At 71.1% G+C, this 18,541-nt stretch carries 18 protein-coding genes; 10 read left to right on the top strand and 8 right to left on the bottom strand.

The window, feature by feature from the left end:
* Positions 1 to 12: 12 nt before the first annotated feature.
* Positions 13 to 930, bottom strand: a complete 918-nt coding sequence (locus tag H4W80_RS54280) for an aspartate carbamoyltransferase catalytic subunit (protein ID WP_192792209.1) — start codon at positions 928 to 930, stop codon at positions 13 to 15.
* Positions 927 to 1,472, bottom strand: a complete 546-nt coding sequence (gene pyrR / locus H4W80_RS54275) for a bifunctional pyr operon transcriptional regulator/uracil phosphoribosyltransferase PyrR (protein WP_185072969.1) — start codon at positions 1,470 to 1,472, stop codon at positions 927 to 929. The genes H4W80_RS54280 and pyrR overlap by 4 nt, the downstream gene beginning before the upstream one ends.
* A 205-nt stretch (positions 1,473 to 1,677) precedes the next feature.
* Between pyrR and H4W80_RS54270 the strand changes: the two genes are divergently transcribed.
* The 5 genes from H4W80_RS54270 (at position 1,678) to bldD (ending at position 6,956) form a co-directional block, all read left to right on the top strand.
* Positions 1,678 to 2,922: an arginine deiminase gene (locus H4W80_RS54270; protein WP_192792208.1), complete on the top strand. Its 1,245-nt coding sequence runs from the start codon at positions 1,678 to 1,680 to the stop codon at positions 2,920 to 2,922.
* Positions 2,923 to 2,933: 11 nt separating this feature from the next.
* On the top strand, positions 2,934 to 3,869 hold the full coding sequence (gene arcC, locus H4W80_RS54265) for a carbamate kinase (protein ID WP_192792207.1): 936 nt from the start codon (positions 2,934 to 2,936) through the stop codon (positions 3,867 to 3,869).
* 12 nt (positions 3,870 to 3,881) lie between these two features.
* Positions 3,882 to 5,303, top strand: coding sequence for an amino acid permease (locus tag H4W80_RS54260; protein WP_192794304.1), 1,422 nt, complete (start codon positions 3,882 to 3,884; stop codon positions 5,301 to 5,303).
* Entirely contained in the window at positions 5,304 to 6,161 is an 858-nt protein-coding gene (locus H4W80_RS54255) for a universal stress protein (RefSeq protein WP_192792206.1), read from the top strand. It abuts the gene before it with no gap.
* Between the two features lie 300 nt (positions 6,162 to 6,461).
* Entirely contained in the window at positions 6,462 to 6,956 is a 495-nt protein-coding gene (gene bldD / locus H4W80_RS54250) for a transcriptional regulator BldD (protein WP_026214021.1), read from the top strand.
* 742 nt (positions 6,957 to 7,698) lie between these two features.
* Here the strand turns inward: bldD and H4W80_RS54245 are convergent.
* The 3 genes from H4W80_RS54245 to H4W80_RS54235 all read right to left on the bottom strand — a co-directional run bounded on the left by H4W80_RS54245 (position 7,699) and on the right by H4W80_RS54235 (position 9,950).
* The gene (locus H4W80_RS54245) at positions 7,699 to 8,085 is read right to left on the bottom strand and encodes an SAV_6107 family HEPN domain-containing protein (RefSeq protein WP_225964195.1); all 387 of its coding nucleotides are present in this window, start codon (positions 8,083 to 8,085) and stop codon (positions 7,699 to 7,701) included.
* A gap of 473 nt (positions 8,086 to 8,558) precedes the next feature.
* Entirely contained in the window at positions 8,559 to 8,750 is a 192-nt protein-coding gene (locus H4W80_RS54240; protein ID WP_185072964.1) for a ferredoxin, read from the bottom strand.
* A 6-nt stretch (positions 8,751 to 8,756) separates the two neighbouring features.
* Complete coding sequence (locus H4W80_RS54235; RefSeq protein WP_192792205.1) at positions 8,757 to 9,950, bottom strand: cytochrome P450; 1,194 nt, start codon at positions 9,948 to 9,950, stop codon at positions 8,757 to 8,759.
* A 96-nt stretch (positions 9,951 to 10,046) separates the two neighbouring features.
* Between H4W80_RS54235 and H4W80_RS54230 the strand changes: the two genes are divergently transcribed.
* Entirely contained in the window at positions 10,047 to 10,664 is a 618-nt protein-coding gene (locus tag H4W80_RS54230) for a TetR/AcrR family transcriptional regulator (protein WP_192792204.1), read from the top strand.
* A gap of 51 nt (positions 10,665 to 10,715) precedes the next feature.
* Entirely contained in the window at positions 10,716 to 11,234 is a 519-nt protein-coding gene (locus tag H4W80_RS54225) for a hypothetical protein (protein WP_192792203.1), read from the top strand.
* Between the two features lie 4 nt (positions 11,235 to 11,238).
* Here the strand turns inward: H4W80_RS54225 and H4W80_RS54220 are convergent, their stop codons facing one another.
* Both H4W80_RS54220 and H4W80_RS54215 read right to left on the bottom strand, forming a co-directional pair.
* Positions 11,239 to 12,972: a hypothetical protein gene (locus tag H4W80_RS54220; protein ID WP_192792202.1), complete on the bottom strand. Its 1,734-nt coding sequence runs from the start codon at positions 12,970 to 12,972 to the stop codon at positions 11,239 to 11,241.
* A 106-nt stretch (positions 12,973 to 13,078) separates the two neighbouring features.
* Positions 13,079 to 13,807: a L,D-transpeptidase family protein gene (locus tag H4W80_RS54215; RefSeq protein ID WP_225964194.1), complete on the bottom strand. Its 729-nt coding sequence runs from the start codon at positions 13,805 to 13,807 to the stop codon at positions 13,079 to 13,081.
* Between the two features lie 199 nt (positions 13,808 to 14,006).
* On the opposite strand from H4W80_RS54215, the gene H4W80_RS54210 reads away from it, so the two are divergent.
* Positions 14,007 to 14,483, top strand: a complete 477-nt coding sequence (locus H4W80_RS54210) for a YbaK/EbsC family protein (RefSeq protein WP_192792200.1) — start codon at positions 14,007 to 14,009, stop codon at positions 14,481 to 14,483.
* Positions 14,484 to 14,493: 10 nt separating this feature from the next.
* Positions 14,494 to 15,054: a GNAT family N-acetyltransferase gene (locus tag H4W80_RS54205; protein ID WP_192792199.1), complete on the top strand. Its 561-nt coding sequence runs from the start codon at positions 14,494 to 14,496 to the stop codon at positions 15,052 to 15,054.
* Positions 15,055 to 16,336: 1,282 nt separating this feature from the next.
* On the opposite strand, the gene metF is transcribed toward H4W80_RS54205, so the two are convergent.
* Positions 16,337 to 17,257, bottom strand: a complete 921-nt coding sequence (gene metF / locus H4W80_RS54200) for a methylenetetrahydrofolate reductase [NAD(P)H] (protein ID WP_192792198.1) — start codon at positions 17,255 to 17,257, stop codon at positions 16,337 to 16,339.
* A 169-nt stretch (positions 17,258 to 17,426) separates the two neighbouring features.
* Between metF and H4W80_RS54195 the strand changes: the two genes are divergently transcribed.
* On the top strand, positions 17,427 to 18,494 hold the full coding sequence (locus tag H4W80_RS54195; protein WP_192792197.1) for a polyprenyl synthetase family protein: 1,068 nt from the start codon (positions 17,427 to 17,429) through the stop codon (positions 18,492 to 18,494).
* The last annotated feature ends 47 nt before the right edge of the window (positions 18,495 to 18,541 follow it).

The following is an 18,541-nucleotide window of genomic DNA, read 5'->3' as shown; positions in this document are numbered from 1 at the left end:
CGCTTCGCTCACTCACGCGCTCTCTCCCCCCAGCAGCAGGTACAGCACCGCCATGCGAATGGTCACACCGTTGGCGACCTGCTCGACGATCGTGGAGCGCGCCGAGTCGGCCACCTCCGCGGCGATCTCCATGCCCCGGTTCATCGGCCCGGGGTGCATCACGATGGCGTCCTCGGGCATCTTGGCGAACCGGTCCCGGTCCAGGCCGTACCGGCGTGAGTACTCCCGCTCGCTGGGGAAGTAGGCGGCGTTCATCCGCTCCTTCTGCACCCGCAGCATCATCACCACGTCCGACTTCGGCAGCACCGCGTCCAGGTCGTAGGAGACCTCGCACGGCCAGGAGCCGACGGAGACGGGCAGCAGGGTCGGCGGCGCCACCAGCGTGACGTCGGCGCCGAGCGTGTCGAGCAGCAGCACGTTGGAGCGGGCGACCCGGCTGTGCAGCACGTCGCCGACGATCGTGACCCTGCGCCCTTCGAGGCCGCCCAGGCGGCGGCGCATCGAGAAGGCGTCGAGCAGCGCCTGCGTGGGGTGCTCGTGGGTGCCGTCGCCGGCGTTGACGACGCTGCCGCGCACCCAGTTGGCCAGGCGGTGCGGCGCGCCGGAGGCGCCGTGGCGGATGACGACCGCGTCGGCGCCCATGGCCTCGAGGGTGAGCGCGGTGTCCTTGAGCGACTCGCCCTTGGACACGCTCGACCCCTTGGCCGAGAAGTTGATCACGTCGGCGGACAGCCGCTTGGCCGCCGCCTCGAACGAGATGCGCGTGCGGGTGGAGTCCTCGAAGAACAGGTTGACCACGGTGCGCCCGCGCAGCGTGGGCAGCTTCTTGATGGAACGTTCCGAGACCCTCGCCAGCTCCTCGGCGGTGTCGAGGATGAGGAGCGCGTCGTCCTTGGTGAGGTCGCCCGCGGAGATCAGGTGGCGGTTCACTTGGCGTCCCCCTTCATGAGGAGCACGGCGTCGCGGCCGTCGATCTCCTGCAGGTAGACCTTGACCTTCTCGCTCTTGGCCGTCGGGAGGTTCTTGCCGACGTAGTCGGCGCGGATGGGCAGCTCGCGGTGGCCGCGGTCGACCAGCGTGGCCAGCTGCACCGCGGTGGGCCTGCCGAGGTCGTTGAGCGCGTCGAGCGCGGCGCGCACGGTGCGGCCGGAGTAGAGGACGTCGTCCACGAGCACGACGACCCTGCCGTCGATGCCGTCCGGCGGCAGCTCGGTGCGGCCGAGCGGCCTGGCGGGCTTGAGCCGCAGGTCGTCGCGGTACATCGTGATGTCGATGGAGCCGACGGGGATCTTGACGCCTTCGAACTGCTCGATGCGGTCGCCGAGCCTGCGGGCCAGCGTGGCGCCGCGGGTCGGGATGCCGAGGAGCACGACGTCGTCGGCGCCCTTGGTGCGCTCGAGGATCTCGTGCGCTATGCGGGTCAGCGCGCGATGGATGTCCGGGGCCTCGAGGACAGCCCTGGAATCGGACATGGCGAATCTCACCACCTTTCCCGCCTCACGGGACGGGTCTTAAAAGGGTGCTGGTCGGCACACACAGTACCAGGGGCTACCAGGAACAACGCGAGCGGGCTCCCGTGGCGTCACGAAGCTTCATCGGGGTACGGATGGCGTACCGGCTTCCCCGGGGAGACGCTGATACTGCCCGGGGAAGCCGCCAGGAGGGGATGCAGCGAAGATGGCCTTTCACGTCGATTCCGAGGTCGGGCACCTGCGCCAGGTGCTCCTTCACGGACCGGACCTGGCGCTCAGACGGCTGACCCCGTCCAACAAGGACGCGTTCCTCTTCGACGACGTGCTGTGGGTCCAGCGCGCGATGGAGGAGCACGAGGAGTTCCGCCGGGTGCTGACCGGCCGCGGCATCAAGGTCCACCTGCTGGCCGACCTGCTCAGGGAGACCGTCGACATCCCCGAGGCGCGCAAGCACATCCTCGACGCCGTCATCGACGAGCGCTGGCTCGGCCCCGGCGCCATCGACGACGTCCGCAACATCCTCGACGGGATGGACTCCGCGACGCTGCAGGTCTACCTGACCGGCGGCATCACCAAGGGCGAGCTGCTCGAGATGGGCTGCGGCCCCGGCTCCGTGACCTTCCACACCATGCGCGACGACGACTTCATCCTGCCGCCGCTGCCCAACCACCTCTTCACCCGCGACACGTCCTGCTGGATCTACGACGGCGTGTCGATCAACGCGATGAAGAAGAAGGCCCGCATGCGCGAGACGGTCAACATGGAGGCCGTCTACATGTACCACCCGACGTTCGCCGACGGCTTCAACCGGCCCGGGCAGGGCGGCTTCCACTGCTGGATGCCCGGCCAGCCGGCCGCGCCGGCGACCATCGAGGGCGGCGACGTGCTGGTCATCGGCAGGGGCGCGGTGCTGGTCGGCATGAGCGAGCGCACCCAGCCGCAGGCGGTGGAGATGCTGGCGCAGCGGCTGTTCGCGGCCGGCTCCGCGCGCCGGATCGTGGCGCTCGACATGCCGAAGGCGCGGGCGTTCATGCACCTCGACACCGTGATGACGATGCTGGACGTGGGCGTGTTCACCAAGTACGCGGGCCTCGGGATGCTGCCCGCGTACACCATCGAGCCCGGCGAGACCCGCAAGGAGCTCAAGGTCACCGACCACCCGCCGCAGGACATGCACCAGGCCATCGCCCACGCCATCGACCTGCCCGCCATCACGGTCCTGACGCCCCAGCAGGACCTCCACGCGGCCGAGCGGGAGCAGTGGGACGACGGGTGCAACGGGCTGGCGCTGGAGCCCGGCGTGGTCGTCGCCTACGAGCGCAACACCACCACCAACGCCTACCTGCGCGAGCACGGCATCGAGGTCATCACGATCAGGGGCAGCGAGCTCGGCCGGGGGCGCGGCGGCCCCCGCTGCATGAGCTGCCCGCTCGAACGCGACGGAGTCTGAGGAGGGGCCGGATGCGGGTCATCGTCGCCCTCGGCGGCAACGCGGTGCTGCGGCGCGGCCAGGCGCCGGACGCTGACGTCCAGCGGGCCAACGTCCGCGCGGCCGTCAGGACGCTCGCCCGGCTCGCCGACCGGCACGAGCTGGTCATCACCCACGGGAACGGCCCGCAGGTCGGCCTGCTGGCCCTGGAGAGCGCCGCGGACCCCAACCTGACCAGGCCGTACCCGTTCGACACGCTCGGCGCGCAGACGCAGGGCATGATCGGCTACTGGATGCAGCAGGCCCTGCAGAACGCCCTGCCCGGCCGGCAGGTCCTGGCCATGGTCACGCAGACGCTGGTGACGGCCGTCGATCCCGCGTTCGAGCAGCCGACCAAGTTCGTCGGCCAGGTCTACGAGCGCGAGCAGGCCGAGAAGCTGGCCGCCGAGTACGGCTGGACGGTCCGGCGCGACGGCGACCACTGGCGGCGCGTCGTGCCGTCGCCGGCCCCGCGCCGCATCGTCGAGACCCGGCTGATCCGCCAGATGATCCGCGAGGGCGTCATCGTGGTGTGCGCGGGCGGGGGCGGCATCCCGGTCGTCCGCGACGAGCGCGGCCGGCTGACCGGTGTGGAGGCGGTGGTCGACAAGGACCTCACCGCCTCGATGCTGGCCGAGGCACTGGAGTGCGACGCGTTCCTCATCCTCACCGACGTGCCGCGCGTCATGCGGGGCTTCGGCACGCCGCACCAGACGGAGATCGCCCACACCACGCCGCACGAGCTGCGCGCCATGGAGTTCCCCGCGGGGTCGATGGGGCCGAAGGTGCAGGCGGTGTGCCGGTTCGTGGAGACGACCGGCGACATGGCCGCGATCGGGAAACTCGACGAGGCCGAGCGCATACTCGACGGCACAGCGGGAACGATCGTGACGCCCAACGGCAGGTGGCCGCTGACGAGCACGCTGTAGGGGGTGTCCCGGTTGACACTGGCCCGACGGCTCTTCCGCACCAAGCCCACGGAGCGCATCATCGCGGAGGGCGGCCACGGCGAGGGGGGCGAGCTGCGGCGCACCATGTCGCTCTGGCAGCTGACGCTGTTCAGCGTGGGGGCCACGCTCGGCACCGGCATCTTCGTCATCCTGGGGCAGGCGGTGCCCAAGGCGGGGCCGGCGGTGGTGGTGTCGTTCGTGCTGGCGGCGATCACGGCGCTGTTCTCGGCGCTGTCGTACGCCGAGCTGGCCGGGACGATCCCGGTGTCCGGCTCGTCCTATTCCTACGCGTACGCGACGCTGGGCGAGCTCGTGGCGTGGATCTGCGGCTGGTGCCTCATGCTGGAGTACGCCGTGTCCGTGGCGGCGGTGGCCGTGGGCTGGGGCGAATACCTCAACTCGTTCCTGCGCTCCCTGTTCGGCTTCACGCTGCCCGCGGCGATCACCCGCTCCCCCGGCCAGGACGGCGGCGTGATCAACGTCACCGCGATCGTCATCGTCCTGCTCGCCACGTGGCTGCTGCTGTACGGGGCCTCGGAGAGCGCCACGGCGAACGCGGTCTTCGTGATGATCAAGGTCGTGGTGCTGCTCTTCTTCTGCGTGGTGGCGTTCACCGCCTTCCAGGCCAAGAACTTCACGCCCTTCGCCCCCCTGGGGGTGGCCGGCATCACGGCGGCGGCCTCGCAGGTCTTCTTCTCCTACATCGGCTTCGACGCCGCCTCCACCGCGGGCGAGGAGGCCAAGAACCCCAAGCGCGACCTGCCCCTGGCGATCATCCTGTCACTGGTCATCGTGACGGCCGTCTACGTGCTCGTCGCGTTGGCCGCCATCGGCGCGATGCCGTGGACGGAGTTCGACCCCAAGCGCACCGAGGCCAGCCTGTCCTACATCGCCGACCTGGCCGTCGGCGCCACCTGGCCGGGCCTCATCGTCTCGTTCGGGGCGGTCATCGCCATCGCCAGCGTCGTGCTCACCGTGATCTTCGGCCAGACCCGCATCCTGTTCGCCATGTCCCGCGACGGGCTGATCCCGCGCGTCTTCCAGCGGGTCGACATGCGCCACCAGGTCCCCGTCGCGAACACCCTCATCGTCGCCGCGTTCATCTCCGTGCTGGCCGGCCTGGTGCCGCTCGGCCAGCTCGCCGAGGCCACCAGCATCGGCACCCTGTTCGCCTTCGCCATCGTGAACGTCGGCGTGCTCGTCCTGCGCTACCGCAGCCCCGAGCTGCCACGCACGTTCCGCACGCCGCTGTTCCCCGCCACGCCGGTGCTCGGCGCCGTCTTCTGCCTCGTCGTGATGGCGGGCCTGGCCGGGGTCACCTGGGTGGCGTTCGGGCTGTGGATGCTGGTGGGGCTGATCTGCTATTTCCTGTACGGCTACGGCCATTCGCGGCTGAATGCCGAGGTGCGCTGAATGAAGCTCGACAACGTGCTGGCGGGCTGCATCCCGGAGCCCAGGGGCAGGGACGGGCTGGCGCTGGGCGTGCTGGTCAAGGAGCAGGTCCGCGGGCATCTGACGGTGGCCTACGTGCAGCCGCCCGCGTGGTCGGCGCCCGGACCGGCCAGGGCCGAGGAGAGCGCGTGGCGCGCGTACCTGATGGAGCAGGCCGACGCGACGCTCTGGCAGGCGCGCGAGCTGGCCGGCGACGACGCCGACTACGTGGTCCACACCCACAAGGGCAGCGGGCGCGGGCTGGTGGAGCTGGCGCGCAAGCGCGGCGCCGACGTCGTGGTGATCGGCTCGGCCTCCGGCGGCGGCAAGGGCCGCATCGCCGTCGGCAGCACCGCCGACCAGCTCCTGCACTCGTCCTCCGTTCCCGTGCTGCTCGCCCCGCGCGGCTACGGCGACCAGCCCCCCGCCGCCTTCGAACGCCTCACCGTCGCCTACCGCCGCGGTCCCGGCTGCGACGCGGCGGTCAAGGACGCGGCGGCGGTGGCCGCGTCGCTGGACGTGCCCCTGCGGCTGGTCACGCTGGTGATCAGCACCGGCAGGCGCGCCAGGATCGAGGAGGAGATGCTCGTCCGCCTGCGCGACGAGGCGGCCTCCAACCTGCGGGCGGCGGCCCGCGGACGGCCACGCGTGGAGGTGGAGGTGCTGGAGGGCCGCAACGTCGCCCAGGCACTCGGCACGACCTCGTGGCTCTCCGGCGAGATGATCATATGCGCTTCCAGCGCCACCGGGCCACTCAGGCGGGTCTTCCTCGGAGACACCTCGATCAAGATCGTACGGGCCGCGACCTGCCCTGTCATGATTCTCACGCGGCAGACCTAGCGCGGGGAAATTTCTCGTCAAACTCTGACGAAGTAGTGTTACCTCTGGGACATGAGGGGCGATTGCGGCGATCCCTACCGGATCGGATTCGGCATCTTTTTTCCAATCAGCTTGACCTCAGGCGTCCGCCCCTTTACCGTCACTGTGCGTAACCACACCTCGCGGCGTTCTGGGGTAAACCTGGGGCCATGGCTACCGATGGTGCCGAGCATGGCACCAGACCCCCCGGTGGCTAGGGCATACGCCGCAAGGGAGCACAATCTACTGAGAGCGATACATACGAGAGCCGGGGGCCACACAATGCCGTCTGAGTACGCAAAGTCGCTGGGTGCACGACTCCGCGCCATACGCACCCAGCAGGGCCTGTCCCTGCATGGAGTCGAGGAAAAGTCGCGTGGCAGGTGGAAAGCCGTAGTTGTGGGCTCGTACGAGCGTGGCGACCGTGCGGTGACCGTGCAGAAGCTTGCCGAGCTTGCCGACTTCTACGGGGTGCCCGTGTCCGAGCTGCTGCCGGGCGGAGCCGCGCCCAGCCCGCTCGGACCGACGCCCAAGCTTGTGATCGACCTGGAGCGCCTGGCCACGCTGCCGAAGGAGAAGGCGGGGGCACTCGCCCGCTACGCCGCCACGATCCAGAGCCAGCGCGGTGACTACAACGGCAAGGTGCTGTCGATCCGCCAGGAGGACCTGCGCTCGCTTGCCGTGATCTACGACAAGTCGCCGAGCGAGCTGACCGAGGAGCTGATCAGCTGGGGCGTGCTCGACGCCGAGGCCCGCCGCGCCGTCGAGTCGTTCTGAGGCCGTTCCTCTCCCCTGAGGTCATCCCCTCCCTCCGAGGCCGTCTCACCCCGCTCTGAGGCCGCCTCGCGCGCCTGAGGGCTCGCCACCGCCGCACGGCCGGCGAGCCACCCGGCATCGAACGCCCCTCCCTTGCCCGCCGCGCTTTCCCCGCGGCATGGGGCACCGTGGACGCTTTCCGCCCCTCGCATGGGGCGGCGGTCCCGGAAAGCGCTTGCTGGCGTATGAGGGTTTCAGTTGGTGCGCCACCGAGCGAGCGGGCTCGGTGGTACGCGCCGACGTACGTCGCGGTCAAGGGCCGCCCACATCGGCGCTCAGCCCCGCTCCCGCCCGGCCACCAGGGCGGGGCGAACTGAGGCCCGCCTGCGAGCGAGCTGAGCTCCTCGTGCTGGAGCGCCCAGGGGGCGGGGCGAGCCGAGGTCGGGTCGGGCGGGCACGTCGCGGGAACGCGCGTCTTCGCCTCGGCCGGAAGCTCGTCGGCGTGTTCGGCCGCGTTGCGGCACGCCAAGAGCCGGTGGGCCACCAAGGGAACATCCACCGGGGAGTGTCGTCGGCGCCCGGCCGTGCGAGAGCCGCGTTCGAGCACGGTGCGGCGACCTCTGCACCCAGCGCATCCAGCCAGACGCCGCAGTCATCCCTGCGCTCAGAGCCTGGCGCACCCGGCGCCGGGGTCAGCCCGGCGACGGGAACGTCCACCCGGACCAGGAAGGCGAGATCGGCCCGGCGAACGGACGTGGGAGGGTCAGCCTGCCAGCGGGACGCTGGCCGGCAGCTGGGGCTGGCCCGGCATGCCGAGCAGGTCCTCCACGGTGGAGACGAACGTCTCCGCCTCGGCCAGGAGCTCGTCGGCGTCGGCCGCGCTGACCCGGCTGACCATGCCCGCCTCCGCGGCGGCGCGCTTGGCGGCGCTCACCGAGAAGTAGGCGGCCCACTCGGCCAGATGCGGCTCGGCCTCGGGCAGCAGCTCCCAGGCGCTGCGCAGGCGGCGCCTGCGGCCTTCCATGGGACGGGGACGGGCAGCCAGGATCGCCGCCGCCGCCCGAAGAGCCGCCAGGTGGGCGGCCACGTATCGGGATGCCGGGGTGCGGGCGCCGGCCGCCTCCGCCAGGCAGGAACGAGAATCGGTCAAGTGTGCCCGAACCGCAGGCGACAGCCGGGGCCCGGGCGTTTCTCTAGGCCGTGGTGCCATCTTGCGCGCCTCCTTGGAGTCGTGGGCGGCCGCCGGCGTCTGCGCCGGTGGTGTCAACATTCGCAGACCCCACCGACATTTCCGCCGGGCCGGCCGGACGAGGAGCTTCCCCACTCCCCGTCCGGCCAGGGCACGCCCACTCGTCTCCGCCGACGACGAGGACGTGCCCTTCGCCCATGGAGCCTGGCCGCGGGGGAACGCTTGGGGAAGCGAACGGCCCGCGACCAGGTCCTGGTGACGTTGAGCCGCGAGCCCCACCGTCACTACGTCGAACATAATTTCGATCACGCTCGGTGTCAACCGATTCCACGAACACAGGTTCGACGAGTATGGGTGGGAGGGCGCGAAAAAGCCGTCGCCGCGGAGAGCTTGCGGCGACGGCCGGGTGGTTCAGGAGGACGGCAGGGCGGTCGTCAGACGACCGAGATGGCCCCCGACGGGCAGAGGGTCACGGCGCGACGGACGCCGTCCTCCAGCTCCGCGGGAGGCACCTTCTGCAGGAGCACCACCGTGCCCTCGTCCTCGCTCTGGTCGAACACTTCCGGCACCGTCAGCGCGCACATGCCCGCCCCGATGCACACCGTCGTATCTGCCTTGATTTCCATGGTGACCTACCAAGTGACTGGGAGGCGGTGCACTCCATAGATGCTCATGTCCGAGCGCATCGGCACCTCCTCGGGTGTTACGGCCAAGCGTAGACCTGGGAAGCGGCGCAGCAGCGCAGGGTACCCGATGCGCATCTCGATGCGGGCGAGCTGCTGACCCAGGCACTGGTGGATGCCGTGGCCGAAGGTCAGGTGCCCGCCCGCGGGCCTGCCGACGTCGAGCCGGTCGCCGTCCGGGAAGCGGGACGGGTCGCGGTTGACGGTGGGCAGGTGGAGCGCCACGCACTCGCCCGCCTCGATGAGGTTGCCCTCGATCTCGACGTCATCCAGCGCGGTGCGCATCGGGCCGAGGTGGATGATCGTGAGGTAGCGCAGCAGCTCCTCGACCCCGTTCTCCACCACCGACGGGTCGTCGCGCATGGCGGCGAGCTGCGCGGGGTTGGTGAGCAGGGCGTACGTGCCGAGCCCCAGCATGTTGGCGGTCGTCTCGTGCCCGGCCACCAGCAGCAGCAGCGACACCCCGGCGAGCTCCTCGTCGTCCAGCTCCCCGCTCTCGATGAGCCCGCTGATCAGGTCGTCTGCCGGCTCCTTGCGCTTGCGCTGGACGAGCCCGTACATGAACGCCGTGATCCGGCCGAGCGCGGCCATCGCGTCCTCGGCCTTGGTCTCCAGGTTGACCAGGAGCTTGGTGTCCTCCTGGAACTGCGCGCGGTCCTCGTACGGCACCCCGAGCAGCTCGCAGATCACCAGCGACGGGATCGGCAGCGCGAACTTCTCGACGAGGTCCACGGGCCCGCCGACGGCGGCCATGTCGTCCAGGCAGGCGTTGGCGATCTCCTCGACCCTGGGTTCGAGCATCTTCATCCGGCGCACGGTGAACTGGCCGGTCAGCAGCCTGCGGAAGCGCGCGTGCTCGGGCTCGTCCATGCGCAGGAAGAACCCGGGCGGCGTCTTCGCGTCCTTCTGCAGCCTGGCCCGGAGCAGGCTGCCCTGGATCGGCGGGTGCGCCAGCTCGGGGCGGTTGCTGAAGTGCGGGTGCGCCAGCACTGCGCGGGCGGCGGAATAGCCGGTCACCAGCCAGCCCCGGTGGCCGTCGGCGAAGGTCATGCGGTGCATGTCCGCCCGTTCTCGCAGCTCAGTGGCTTCGTCGGGCGGATCGAACGGGCGCTGCCGGTCGGTGGGAAACGTCACGTCGGACATGTTTCGGCTCCTTTCCGAGCTTCACCCCCAGAAAACCTCATTCATTGCAAAACTTCAATGCATGAAAAACATATATGCATGCAGTATAGTTCCGTCATGGTGGATAACGGCGGCGTGGGACTGCGGGAGCGCAAGAAGCAGCGCACGCGCCGGGCACTGATCGAGGCCGCGCTCCGGCTGTTCGACGAGAAGGGTTTCGACGAGACCACGCTGGCGGAGATCGCCGCGGAGGCCGACGTGTCGACCCGCACGTTCTTCAGCTACTTCGCGAGCAAGGAGGACGTGGTCTTCTACGACTCCGCCCGCAAGATGGAGCTGGCCGCCGCGGCGCTGGCGGGCAGGGCTCCCGGCGAGTCGCCGGGCGACGTCCTCCTGCGGATCGTGGAGGAGAGCCTGACCTGGCTGACCACGTACGAGGAGCTCACGTTCGAGGACGCGGAGCTGCGGATCCGGCTCGTGCTCAAGGAGCCCACGCTGCGGGCGCGGGCGCTGGTGATGCTGCTCGAGAGCCAGAGCACGCTGGCCCGGGCGCTGCGGGAGGCCTACCCCGAGCTGGACCCGGTGGAGGCGGCCGCCGCGGTGGGCGCGATGTTCGGGGCGGTGAAGCTGGCGGTCATCGCCGACCTCGGCCACGACCTGTCGGCGGAGCAGATGGCGAGCACGGCGCGGCGGGCGGCCGAGATCGCGCTCGCCGGCCTGCGCTCCCTCGGATAGCTCCGGATGCCCGCTTTCTGAGAAGCTGTCCGGAGCGGAGAAGGGGGCCGGATGGCGGGCAAGAGGTGGCTGGTCGCTGTCGTCCTGCCGGCGCTGGGGCCGGTCCTGGCGGCGGCGTACGCGGGCGTCAACCGCGTGGCCGTCGAGGCGGCCGTCAAGGCGCAGATGACGGGCCCGGAGTGGGCGGGCGGCCGGCTCGCCGCCGACGGGATGACGGCTCTGGGCCGGGACTCCTGGCGGCTGATCCTGGCCGCCGCCGTCGTCGTGGGGGTCCTGGGAGTGGTCTACATCGTCATCGGCGTGCTCCTGCGGCGGGGCGGCCGGGGCCGCACGCTCCTGCTCGTGCTGTCGGGCGTCCTGATCGTCCCGTACGCCCTCGCGGTCCTCACCGCGGTGCTCAACCCCGCCAGAGCGCTGGCGGGGCTCTACGACACCCCTGACTTCGCCGACGGCCTTCCCGGGTGGCAGCCGGCCACCGTACTCATCCTGGTGGCGGCCGGGCTGGCCCAGGCCGTGGGAGTGGCGATGGCGGCCGCGCACGGCAGGCGGGCCGCGGACCCCCGGACCTGACGGCTCAGCGGCAGCGGCCGTTCGACCAGGTCGCCCAGCCCTGCTGGGCGCCGCCGAGCCCGGTGGCGGTCCAGCCCGGCGGCGGAGCCGTCCCGTACGGGACCACGGCGGTGCACGCGCCCGCCGGGGGCCGGTCGCTGTAGAGCTCGATCCGGGTCCACGACACCCGGTAGGCCAGCGGCACCCAGATGTTCCACCGCACCCGCCGGTCCACCGCCACGCGTCCGGGAGGCGGCGCGGGCAGCCAGTCGGCGCCCGACGGGCGGGCGGGCGCCTGCCCGGCCGTGAACGCGATGTCGATCAGCGCCAGCACGCCCACCACCAGCAGCAGCCTGGCCCGGCGGGCGGTCAGGAAGGCCGCCCCCGTCAGGCAGGCCAGCAGGACCAGGGCGGGCACGGAGGCCTCGACCAGGTTCAGGGCGTCGTTCTCACCCGTGAGAAAGATCACTTCGGGGAAGTCGAACGCGATGAACGCGTAACGCTCCAGCCGGTCGCCCGCGTACCAGGCGGCCACCCCGCCGGTCACCGCCATCAGCCCGGCGGCGGCCAGCGCGTGCCGCACCACGGCCAGGCGCCCGCCCTTCACCAGGACGATCAGTCCGGCGAGGGTCCAGGCCACGGCGACGCAGGCCAGGTAGCGCCCGTAGACGTAGTTGCCGACGCGGTGCTCGTCCGGCAGGGCGGCCGAGGAGGCGTACGCGATGCCCAGGGTCGTCAGCAGCAGCGCGCCCGCCAGGACGCGGTGCGCGTACGGCGCGGACCGCCGTACCAGCGTGGCCGCCGCGCCCGCCAGGCCGACGCCCGCCAGCCCCCAGGTGCCGGCGACGAGGTACCAGAGCTGCCCGGCCGCCCCCGACAGCGCCCACGCCTGGCCTTCGAGGCTTGTGAGCCTGGACACCAGCAGCCCCGACAGGTCGCGGGGCCCGCCCGGATACAGCGCGGCGCCCAGCGCCCCGTTGAGCGCCTTGCCCGCCACCGCGACCACCGCCGCGCTCGCCAGCGCCGCGACCGCCGGCCGCACCGCCCTCGCCGGACCCGCCGCCTCCGCCTGACCCTTCGCGCTGTTGCGACCCGGCGCCACCGCCGTTCTGCGGGCCCACACCACCACCACGACGACCAGGACGAACACCACCAGGACCACGGTCCCCCGCAGATGGGCCGCCATCGCGAACGCCGCCAGCGCGCCCGCCACCGCCCCGGCCCGCGCCGACCCGTACGCGACCAGGTCGTGCAGCGCGACCAGCCAGGCCAGGACGAGCACGGGCAGGATCGCGTCGGTCAGCGCCAGCCCGGAGAAGACCACCAGCGCCGGCGACAGCGCCGCGACGAACGCCGTGATCAGCGCCGCCCGCCTGCCCAGGCCCAGCCGCCGCAGCAGCAGGTACGCCAGCGGGTACGCGCTCGCCGCCGCCATCGACCCCACCCCGGCCGCCAGCCGGTACGCCAGGACCGGATCGGAGGTGAGCCAGAAGATCGGGACCAGCAGCAGCGGATAGCCGCCCTGGTAGAAGGTCGAGCCGCTGAGGTCGGCGCCCGGTCCCCCGGCCAGCCAGCGGGCGGCGAGGAGGTATCCGGTCTCGTCCGGGTTCGCCACCGGTCCGGTGTGATACCGGTACAGCCACAGCCGTAACGCCACGTGGGCGACCCACCCGGCCGCCAGCAGCCACCACAGGCGGGCCCGTCCCGTATGCCGCGCCGCCGCGTGAACGGGCGCCGGCGTCATGAACGCAGTCGTCATGCTCTCCCCCCAAGAACGTCAGGAGGGAGTCCAGCAAGAACGGCATAACCGGCCCGTCACCGCTTCCGGTTATGCGGGCGTTATGCCGCCGGCGCGGCGGGCGTGCTCAGAGGCGCTTGAACCTGCCCCGCACGTGCACCGGCACGCCCTTGCCCAGCATCCCGGGCAGGACCTCGGCCACGTTCATCGGCATGCGCACGCATCCGTGCGAAGCCGGATACAGCGGCACTGACAGCGCGCCATGGAAGGCGATGCCGCCGTTGAAGAAGATCGGGTTGTAGAGCTGCCCCAGGTACGACCTGTGCCAGCCGCGAGCGCGCCACGTCGTCTTGAAGTCGCCCGTCGGCGTGGTGGCCGAGCCGCAGAACCGCTGCTGCTTGCCCTGCCACGCGGCGGTCTCGCAGTAGGGGACGCCGCTGCCGGAGGACACGTGGGTGATCAGCTTCACTTCGCCGTCCACGTACAGGACCATGATCTGCTTGGTGAGGTTGACCTCGGCGCGGGTCGGCCTGCCGTTCCTGACCAGGACCTGCGGCGACCTGGGGGTCTCCAGGGCGTCCCACGTGCGCCTGGCGACGGTGCTGGTCGGCCTGATGCCGTTCACCTTCTGGAACGCCCACACGGCCGCCAGCGTCGCGCCCCCGTACCGGCCGTCGGCCTTGCCGGGGCGGTAGCCGAGCTGGGCCAGGCGCCTCTGCAGCCACTGGACGGCCTTGCCCTTGGCGCCGAGCCTGAGCGTCTTGCGCGGCGCGGTGACCGTCTCGGGGGCGATGGCGGCGGGACCGGATCGGCCTCCCGCGGAGGTGTGTGTGACGGTCGGGGACGCCGTCCTCATGGACGCCGTCGAACGATGCAATCCGTGCGTGCCGCAGCCCGAGAGTGCGACGGCGCCTGCCGTCAGGAGAGCAGCCACTCCGGGCAGCCGTCGAGCCCCCACCAGTACCACCTCGCATACCATGAGCAAACGATCAGTTGACCTTATACCACTCATCATGAATCGGTAATGGAGCGGTCAACCTGTTTAGAGTGTGTCCATGTCTGAGAAGTTGCCGTCCAACGCGGTCGTCGTTCAATCCGCTCTGCGCGAGCTCGGGGCGGCCGGCGAGGTCATCGTCCTGCCCGAGAAGGCGCCCACGGCGGCGACCGCCGCGGCCCAGCTCGGGTGCGAGGTCGGGGCCATCGCCAACAGCCTGATCTTCGACGCGGACGGCGCGCCGCTGCTCGTGCTGACCAGCGGGGCGCACCGCGTGGACGTGGAGCTGATCGCCCGCACCGCGGGGGTCGGGAAGGTACGCCGGGCGACGCCGGAGTTCGTGAGGGCGGCGACCGGGCAGCCGATCGGCGGCGTGGCCCCGGTCGGGCATCCGGCGCCCGTGCGGACCCTGGTGGACAACTGGCTGAGCAAGCACGAGGTCGTGTGGGCGGCCGGGGGGCATCCGCTGACCGTGTTCCCGACGACGTTTGACGAGCTCGTGCGGATCACCGGGGGCACGGCGGTGGACGTCGAGTAGTGTGCGACGCGTGATCGAGTTTCGCGGGGCGGGGCCGGCCGAGTTCGTCGAGCGGCTGGACACGGTGATCGACATCTACACGGCTGCCATGAACCCGCCCGCGGACCAGATCAACGGCCGCAAAACCATCATGCGAAATCACGCGACTTATCCCTATTTTCAGTGTTATTTCGCAGAATTGCGCGATCCGTCCCTTTCCGCCCCCCTCACCGTCGGCTTCGCCTACGGCTTCCGCGGCACTCCAGGGCAGTGGTGGCACGACGTGGTCTTCCGCGCCCTGACGGACCGGCTCGGCCAGGAGGCCGCCAACGCCTGGCTCGGCTATGCGCTGGAGCTGGCCGAGATCCACGTCCACCCGGACTTCCAGAGCAAGGGCATCGGCCGCGCCATGATCCGCACCCTCTGCGCGGGCCGCCCCGAACGCTCGGCCGTCCTGTCCACCCACGACCAGCCCACGGCCGCCCGCCACCTCTACGCCAGCATGGGCTTCACGGACCTGCTCTCGAGGTTCATCTTCCCGGGCGGCTACGAGGACTACGCCATCATGGGCCGCCCCCTGCCCTTGACGTGAGGTTCACGTCCTGATGAACCCGTGACTGCTGCGTTTGTCCGCTGATTACTTGGGGCACCATCCATTACGCAAGGTAGTCACTCCTTTACTGAACGTCTACCGGCCCCCTGCCCGTCACCCGCCCGGTCCCCCTGCGGGCGGGTGACGGGCCCCTTCCACTCGCCGCACTCAACGCCCTCACCCGACGCCACAGCAACCCCCGACCCAACGGTCCCAAACCAACAGTCCCGACACCACGGCAACCGCGGACCCAACGGTCCCAACCCAACGGTCCCGACACCACGGCAACCGCCGACCCAACGGTCCCAACCCAACGGTCCCGACACCACGGCAACCGCCGACCCAATGCTCCCGACGCCACGGCCGACGACCCGGGTCCGCGCGGCCCTCTATGGCGCCGGTGCGGCGGGAGGGCGGTCGGCGGAACCCGGCGCAATACGCACGGCGAGCAACCAACCGACGGTGCGACCCCACCCAGCCGCCTCCCGCCACGCGCAGCTCTCGCCCGGCGTGCCTACCGGCAGCGTGCGACCCAGATCCGCGCGGCCCCTATGGCGCCGGTGCGGCGACAAGGCGGTCGGCGGAACCCGGCGCAATACGCACGGCGAGCAACCAACCGACGGTGCGACCCCACCCAGCGCACCTCCGGCCCAGCGCACCTCCCGGCCGGCGTGCCTCCCGGCCGGTGTGCGGCCCAGATCCGCACGGCCCTCCCAGCGCCGGTACGGCGAGAAGGCGGTCGGCGGGATCCGGCGCAATACGCGCGGCGGGAAAGGGACCGGCGTAACGCGTGCGGCGGGTGGTCGGCATTGGTGCGGGGCGGGTGCTCGGAATGGCGTGCGACCGGTGGTCGGCGTTGGTGTGCGACCGGTGGTCGGCGTTGGTGTGCGACCGGTGGTCGGCGTTGGTGTGCGACCGGTGGTCGGCGTTGGTGTGCGACCGGTGGTCGGCGTTGGTGTGCGGCCGGTGGTCGAGGTGGCATGCGACCGTTGGTCGGCGTTCGTGTGCGGCCGGTGGTCCAGGCGGCGTGCGACCGTTGGTCGGCGTTCGTGTGCTCGTCGGGCAGATCTTGCCGACCGCCCATGGTCAACGCTTCTGAACCCCCGAGGAGCCCCACGTTGCGCCGTTGCGGCGGGCCACCCCGTGCGGGTCAGCGGGCGTCTCCCTGGAGGCCATGAGCCACGTGCGGCGGGTGGCGCCGCACGTGCTCCGCCGTAAAGAAGGAGGGTCTCAGCGGGCGGCGGCGCTCAGCGATCTCCCGCAAAGCCGCAGAAAACGGGGGTCAGGCGGAAACGGACACCGCGCCGAGGCGTTGGAAGACCTCGCGCGAGGCGCTGGAGCGGTTGAAGGTGATGAAGTGGATGCCCGGCGCGCCCTCGTCGAGCAGCCGCCGGCACAGCTCCGCCCCATGCTCGATGCCCAGCCGCCGCACCGCCGCCGGGTCGTCAGCGACCTCCTCGAAGCGGGCCGCCACCTCCGCCGGGAACGGCGCTCCCGACAGTTGCTCCGAGCGCGCGATCGTGCTCATCTGCGTCACCGGCATGATGCACGGGATGATCGGCGTGTCGCACCCCCTGGCCGCCACGCGGTCGCGCAGCCGCAGGTAGTCGTCCGCGCGGAAGAACATCTGCGTGATCGCGTAGTCGGCGCCCGCCTCGCACTTGCGCACGAAGAACTCGGTGTCGCTCTCGATGGACGGCGAGCGCGGGTGTTTGTAGGGGAAGGCGGCGACGCCGACGCAGAAGTCGCCCGCCTGCCTGATCAGCCGCACCAGCTCCTCGGCGTAGAGGACGCCTTCGGGGTGCTGCAGCCACTCGGCCGTCGGGTCGCCAGGGGGGTCGCCGCGGACGGCCAGGATGTTGCGCACCCCGGCGTCGGCGAAGCGCCCCACCAGGTGGCGCAGCTCGCGGATCGAGTGGTTGACCGCCGTGAAGTGCGCCACGGGCGTGAGCGTCGTGTCGTGGGCGATCCGCTCGACGATGTCGACCGTGCGGTCGCGCGTGGAGCCGCCCGCGCCGTAGGTCACGGACACGAACGTCGGCCGCAGCGACTCCAGCTCCCTGATCGCCTTCCAGAGCTGCCGCTCTCCCTCGTCGGTCTTCGGCGGGAAGAACTCGAAGGAGAACGACCGGCCACCGGCGGCGAGCATGTCGCGGACGGTGGGAACACGATCGGGCAGGATGGAGGGTCGACCAAGCGCCATGTCCCAAGGTTACAGGGACCGCGCCGACTCAAGGTCACGGCCATGTCACCCCTGCCGCCACAGCCATGTCACCGGCCCGAGTCGCCCATCATCGTCCATCTCACCCCGGATGCCCCTATTGGGACACCTGCGCATCCGATTCCCCGCACGCGGCCACTAGTCTCAAGGCATGACCACTGACGCCGTTGGCATGGACACCCTGCGCACACAGGTGGAGCGTGCCCTCGGAGAGTTCGTCGAACGGCAGCTGCCCGCCCCCGGTGACCCCGAGCTGGAGCCGCTGCGTACGGCCGCCGACGAGTTGCTGGCCGGCGGCAAGCGGCTGCGTCCGGCGTTCTGTTACTGGGGGTGGCGCGGCGCGGGCGGCACGGACGTGCCCGCGATCTTCACCGCGGCGGCCTCGCTGGAGCTGCTGCAGGCCAGCGCGCTGGTGCACGACGACGTGATGGACAAGAGCGACCTGCGCAGGGGCATGCCGTCCGCGCACCGCCGGTTCCAGGCACTGCACGAGAAGTCCGCCTGGTACGGGTCCGCGGAGCAGTTCGGCGAGGGCGCGGCGATCCTGCTGGGCAACCTGCTGCTGATCTGGTCGGGCGAGATGTGGCGCACCAGCGGCCTGCCGCCCGAGTCCCTGGCGGCGGCCCAGCCCGTGCACGACCACATGCGTACGGAGCTGATGTGCGGCCAGTACCTCGACCTGCTGGAGCAGGCGCACGGCGAGAACACGTTCGAGTCGGCGCTGCGAGTGGCCCTGTACAAGAGCGGCAAATACTCGGTGGAGCAGCCGCTCAGGCTCGGGCTGGCGCTCGCCGGCGGCAAGCTCGAGCCCTGGATGGACGAGCTCTGCACGGGCTACGGCACGCGGGTCGGGATCGCGTTCCAGCTGCGTGACGACATCCTGGGGGTGTTCGGCGACCCGGCGCAGACCGGCAAGCCCGCGGGCGACGACCTGCGGGAGGGCAAACGGACGATGCTGGTGGCCCGCACGCTGGCGGCCGCCTCCCCGGGCGCGGCGGAGACCGTCCGGCGGCTGCTGGGGGATCCCGGGCTGGACGAGCGCGGGGTGGAGACGCTGCGGCAGATCATCGACGAGACGGGCGCGCTGCGGGAGTGCGAGGACCTGATCGGCGACTATCTGGGGGACGCGCTGTCCGCGCTGAACGAGGCGCCGATCACGGTGGAGGCCCGCGCGGCCCTGACGGAACTGGCCATCGCCGCCACCTCCCGCAAGACCTGACCTGACCTGACCTGGGCGGGGCGGGGCAGGGCGAGGGGCAGGATCGC

It is taken from the genome of Nonomuraea angiospora, from assembly GCF_014873145.1.
Lineage (GTDB): Bacteria > Actinomycetota > Actinomycetes > Streptosporangiales > Streptosporangiaceae > Nonomuraea > Nonomuraea angiospora.
This window is presented reverse-complemented; position numbering and strand designations above follow the sequence as displayed.

Coding starts and splice junctions, on each gene's coding strand:
- H4W80_RS54235 (WP_192792205.1), bottom strand. CDS start 9,950: ATGTCCGACGTGACGTTTCCCACCGACCGGCAGCGCCCGTTCGATCCG.
- arcC (WP_192792207.1), top strand. CDS start 2,934: ATGCGGGTCATCGTCGCCCTCGGCGGCAACGCGGTGCTGCGGCGCGGC.
- H4W80_RS54230 (WP_192792204.1), top strand. CDS start 10,047: ATGGTGGATAACGGCGGCGTGGGACTGCGGGAGCGCAAGAAGCAGCGC.
- metF (WP_192792198.1), bottom strand. CDS start 17,257: ATGGCGCTTGGTCGACCCTCCATCCTGCCCGATCGTGTTCCCACCGTC.
- H4W80_RS54255 (WP_192792206.1), top strand. CDS start 5,304: ATGAAGCTCGACAACGTGCTGGCGGGCTGCATCCCGGAGCCCAGGGGC.
- H4W80_RS54225 (WP_192792203.1), top strand. CDS start 10,716: ATGGCGGGCAAGAGGTGGCTGGTCGCTGTCGTCCTGCCGGCGCTGGGG.
- bldD (WP_026214021.1), top strand. CDS start 6,462: ATGCCGTCTGAGTACGCAAAGTCGCTGGGTGCACGACTCCGCGCCATA.
- pyrR (WP_185072969.1), bottom strand. CDS start 1,472: ATGTCCGATTCCAGGGCTGTCCTCGAGGCCCCGGACATCCATCGCGCG.
- H4W80_RS54270 (WP_192792208.1), top strand. CDS start 1,678: ATGGCCTTTCACGTCGATTCCGAGGTCGGGCACCTGCGCCAGGTGCTC.
- H4W80_RS54240 (WP_185072964.1), bottom strand. CDS start 8,750: ATGGAAATCAAGGCAGATACGACGGTGTGCATCGGGGCGGGCATGTGC.
- H4W80_RS54195 (WP_192792197.1), top strand. CDS start 17,427: ATGACCACTGACGCCGTTGGCATGGACACCCTGCGCACACAGGTGGAG.
- H4W80_RS54220 (WP_192792202.1), bottom strand. CDS start 12,972: ATGACGACTGCGTTCATGACGCCGGCGCCCGTTCACGCGGCGGCGCGG.
- H4W80_RS54210 (WP_192792200.1), top strand. CDS start 14,007: ATGTCTGAGAAGTTGCCGTCCAACGCGGTCGTCGTTCAATCCGCTCTG.
- H4W80_RS54215 (WP_225964194.1), bottom strand. CDS start 13,807: ATGAGGACGGCGTCCCCGACCGTCACACACACCTCCGCGGGAGGCCGA.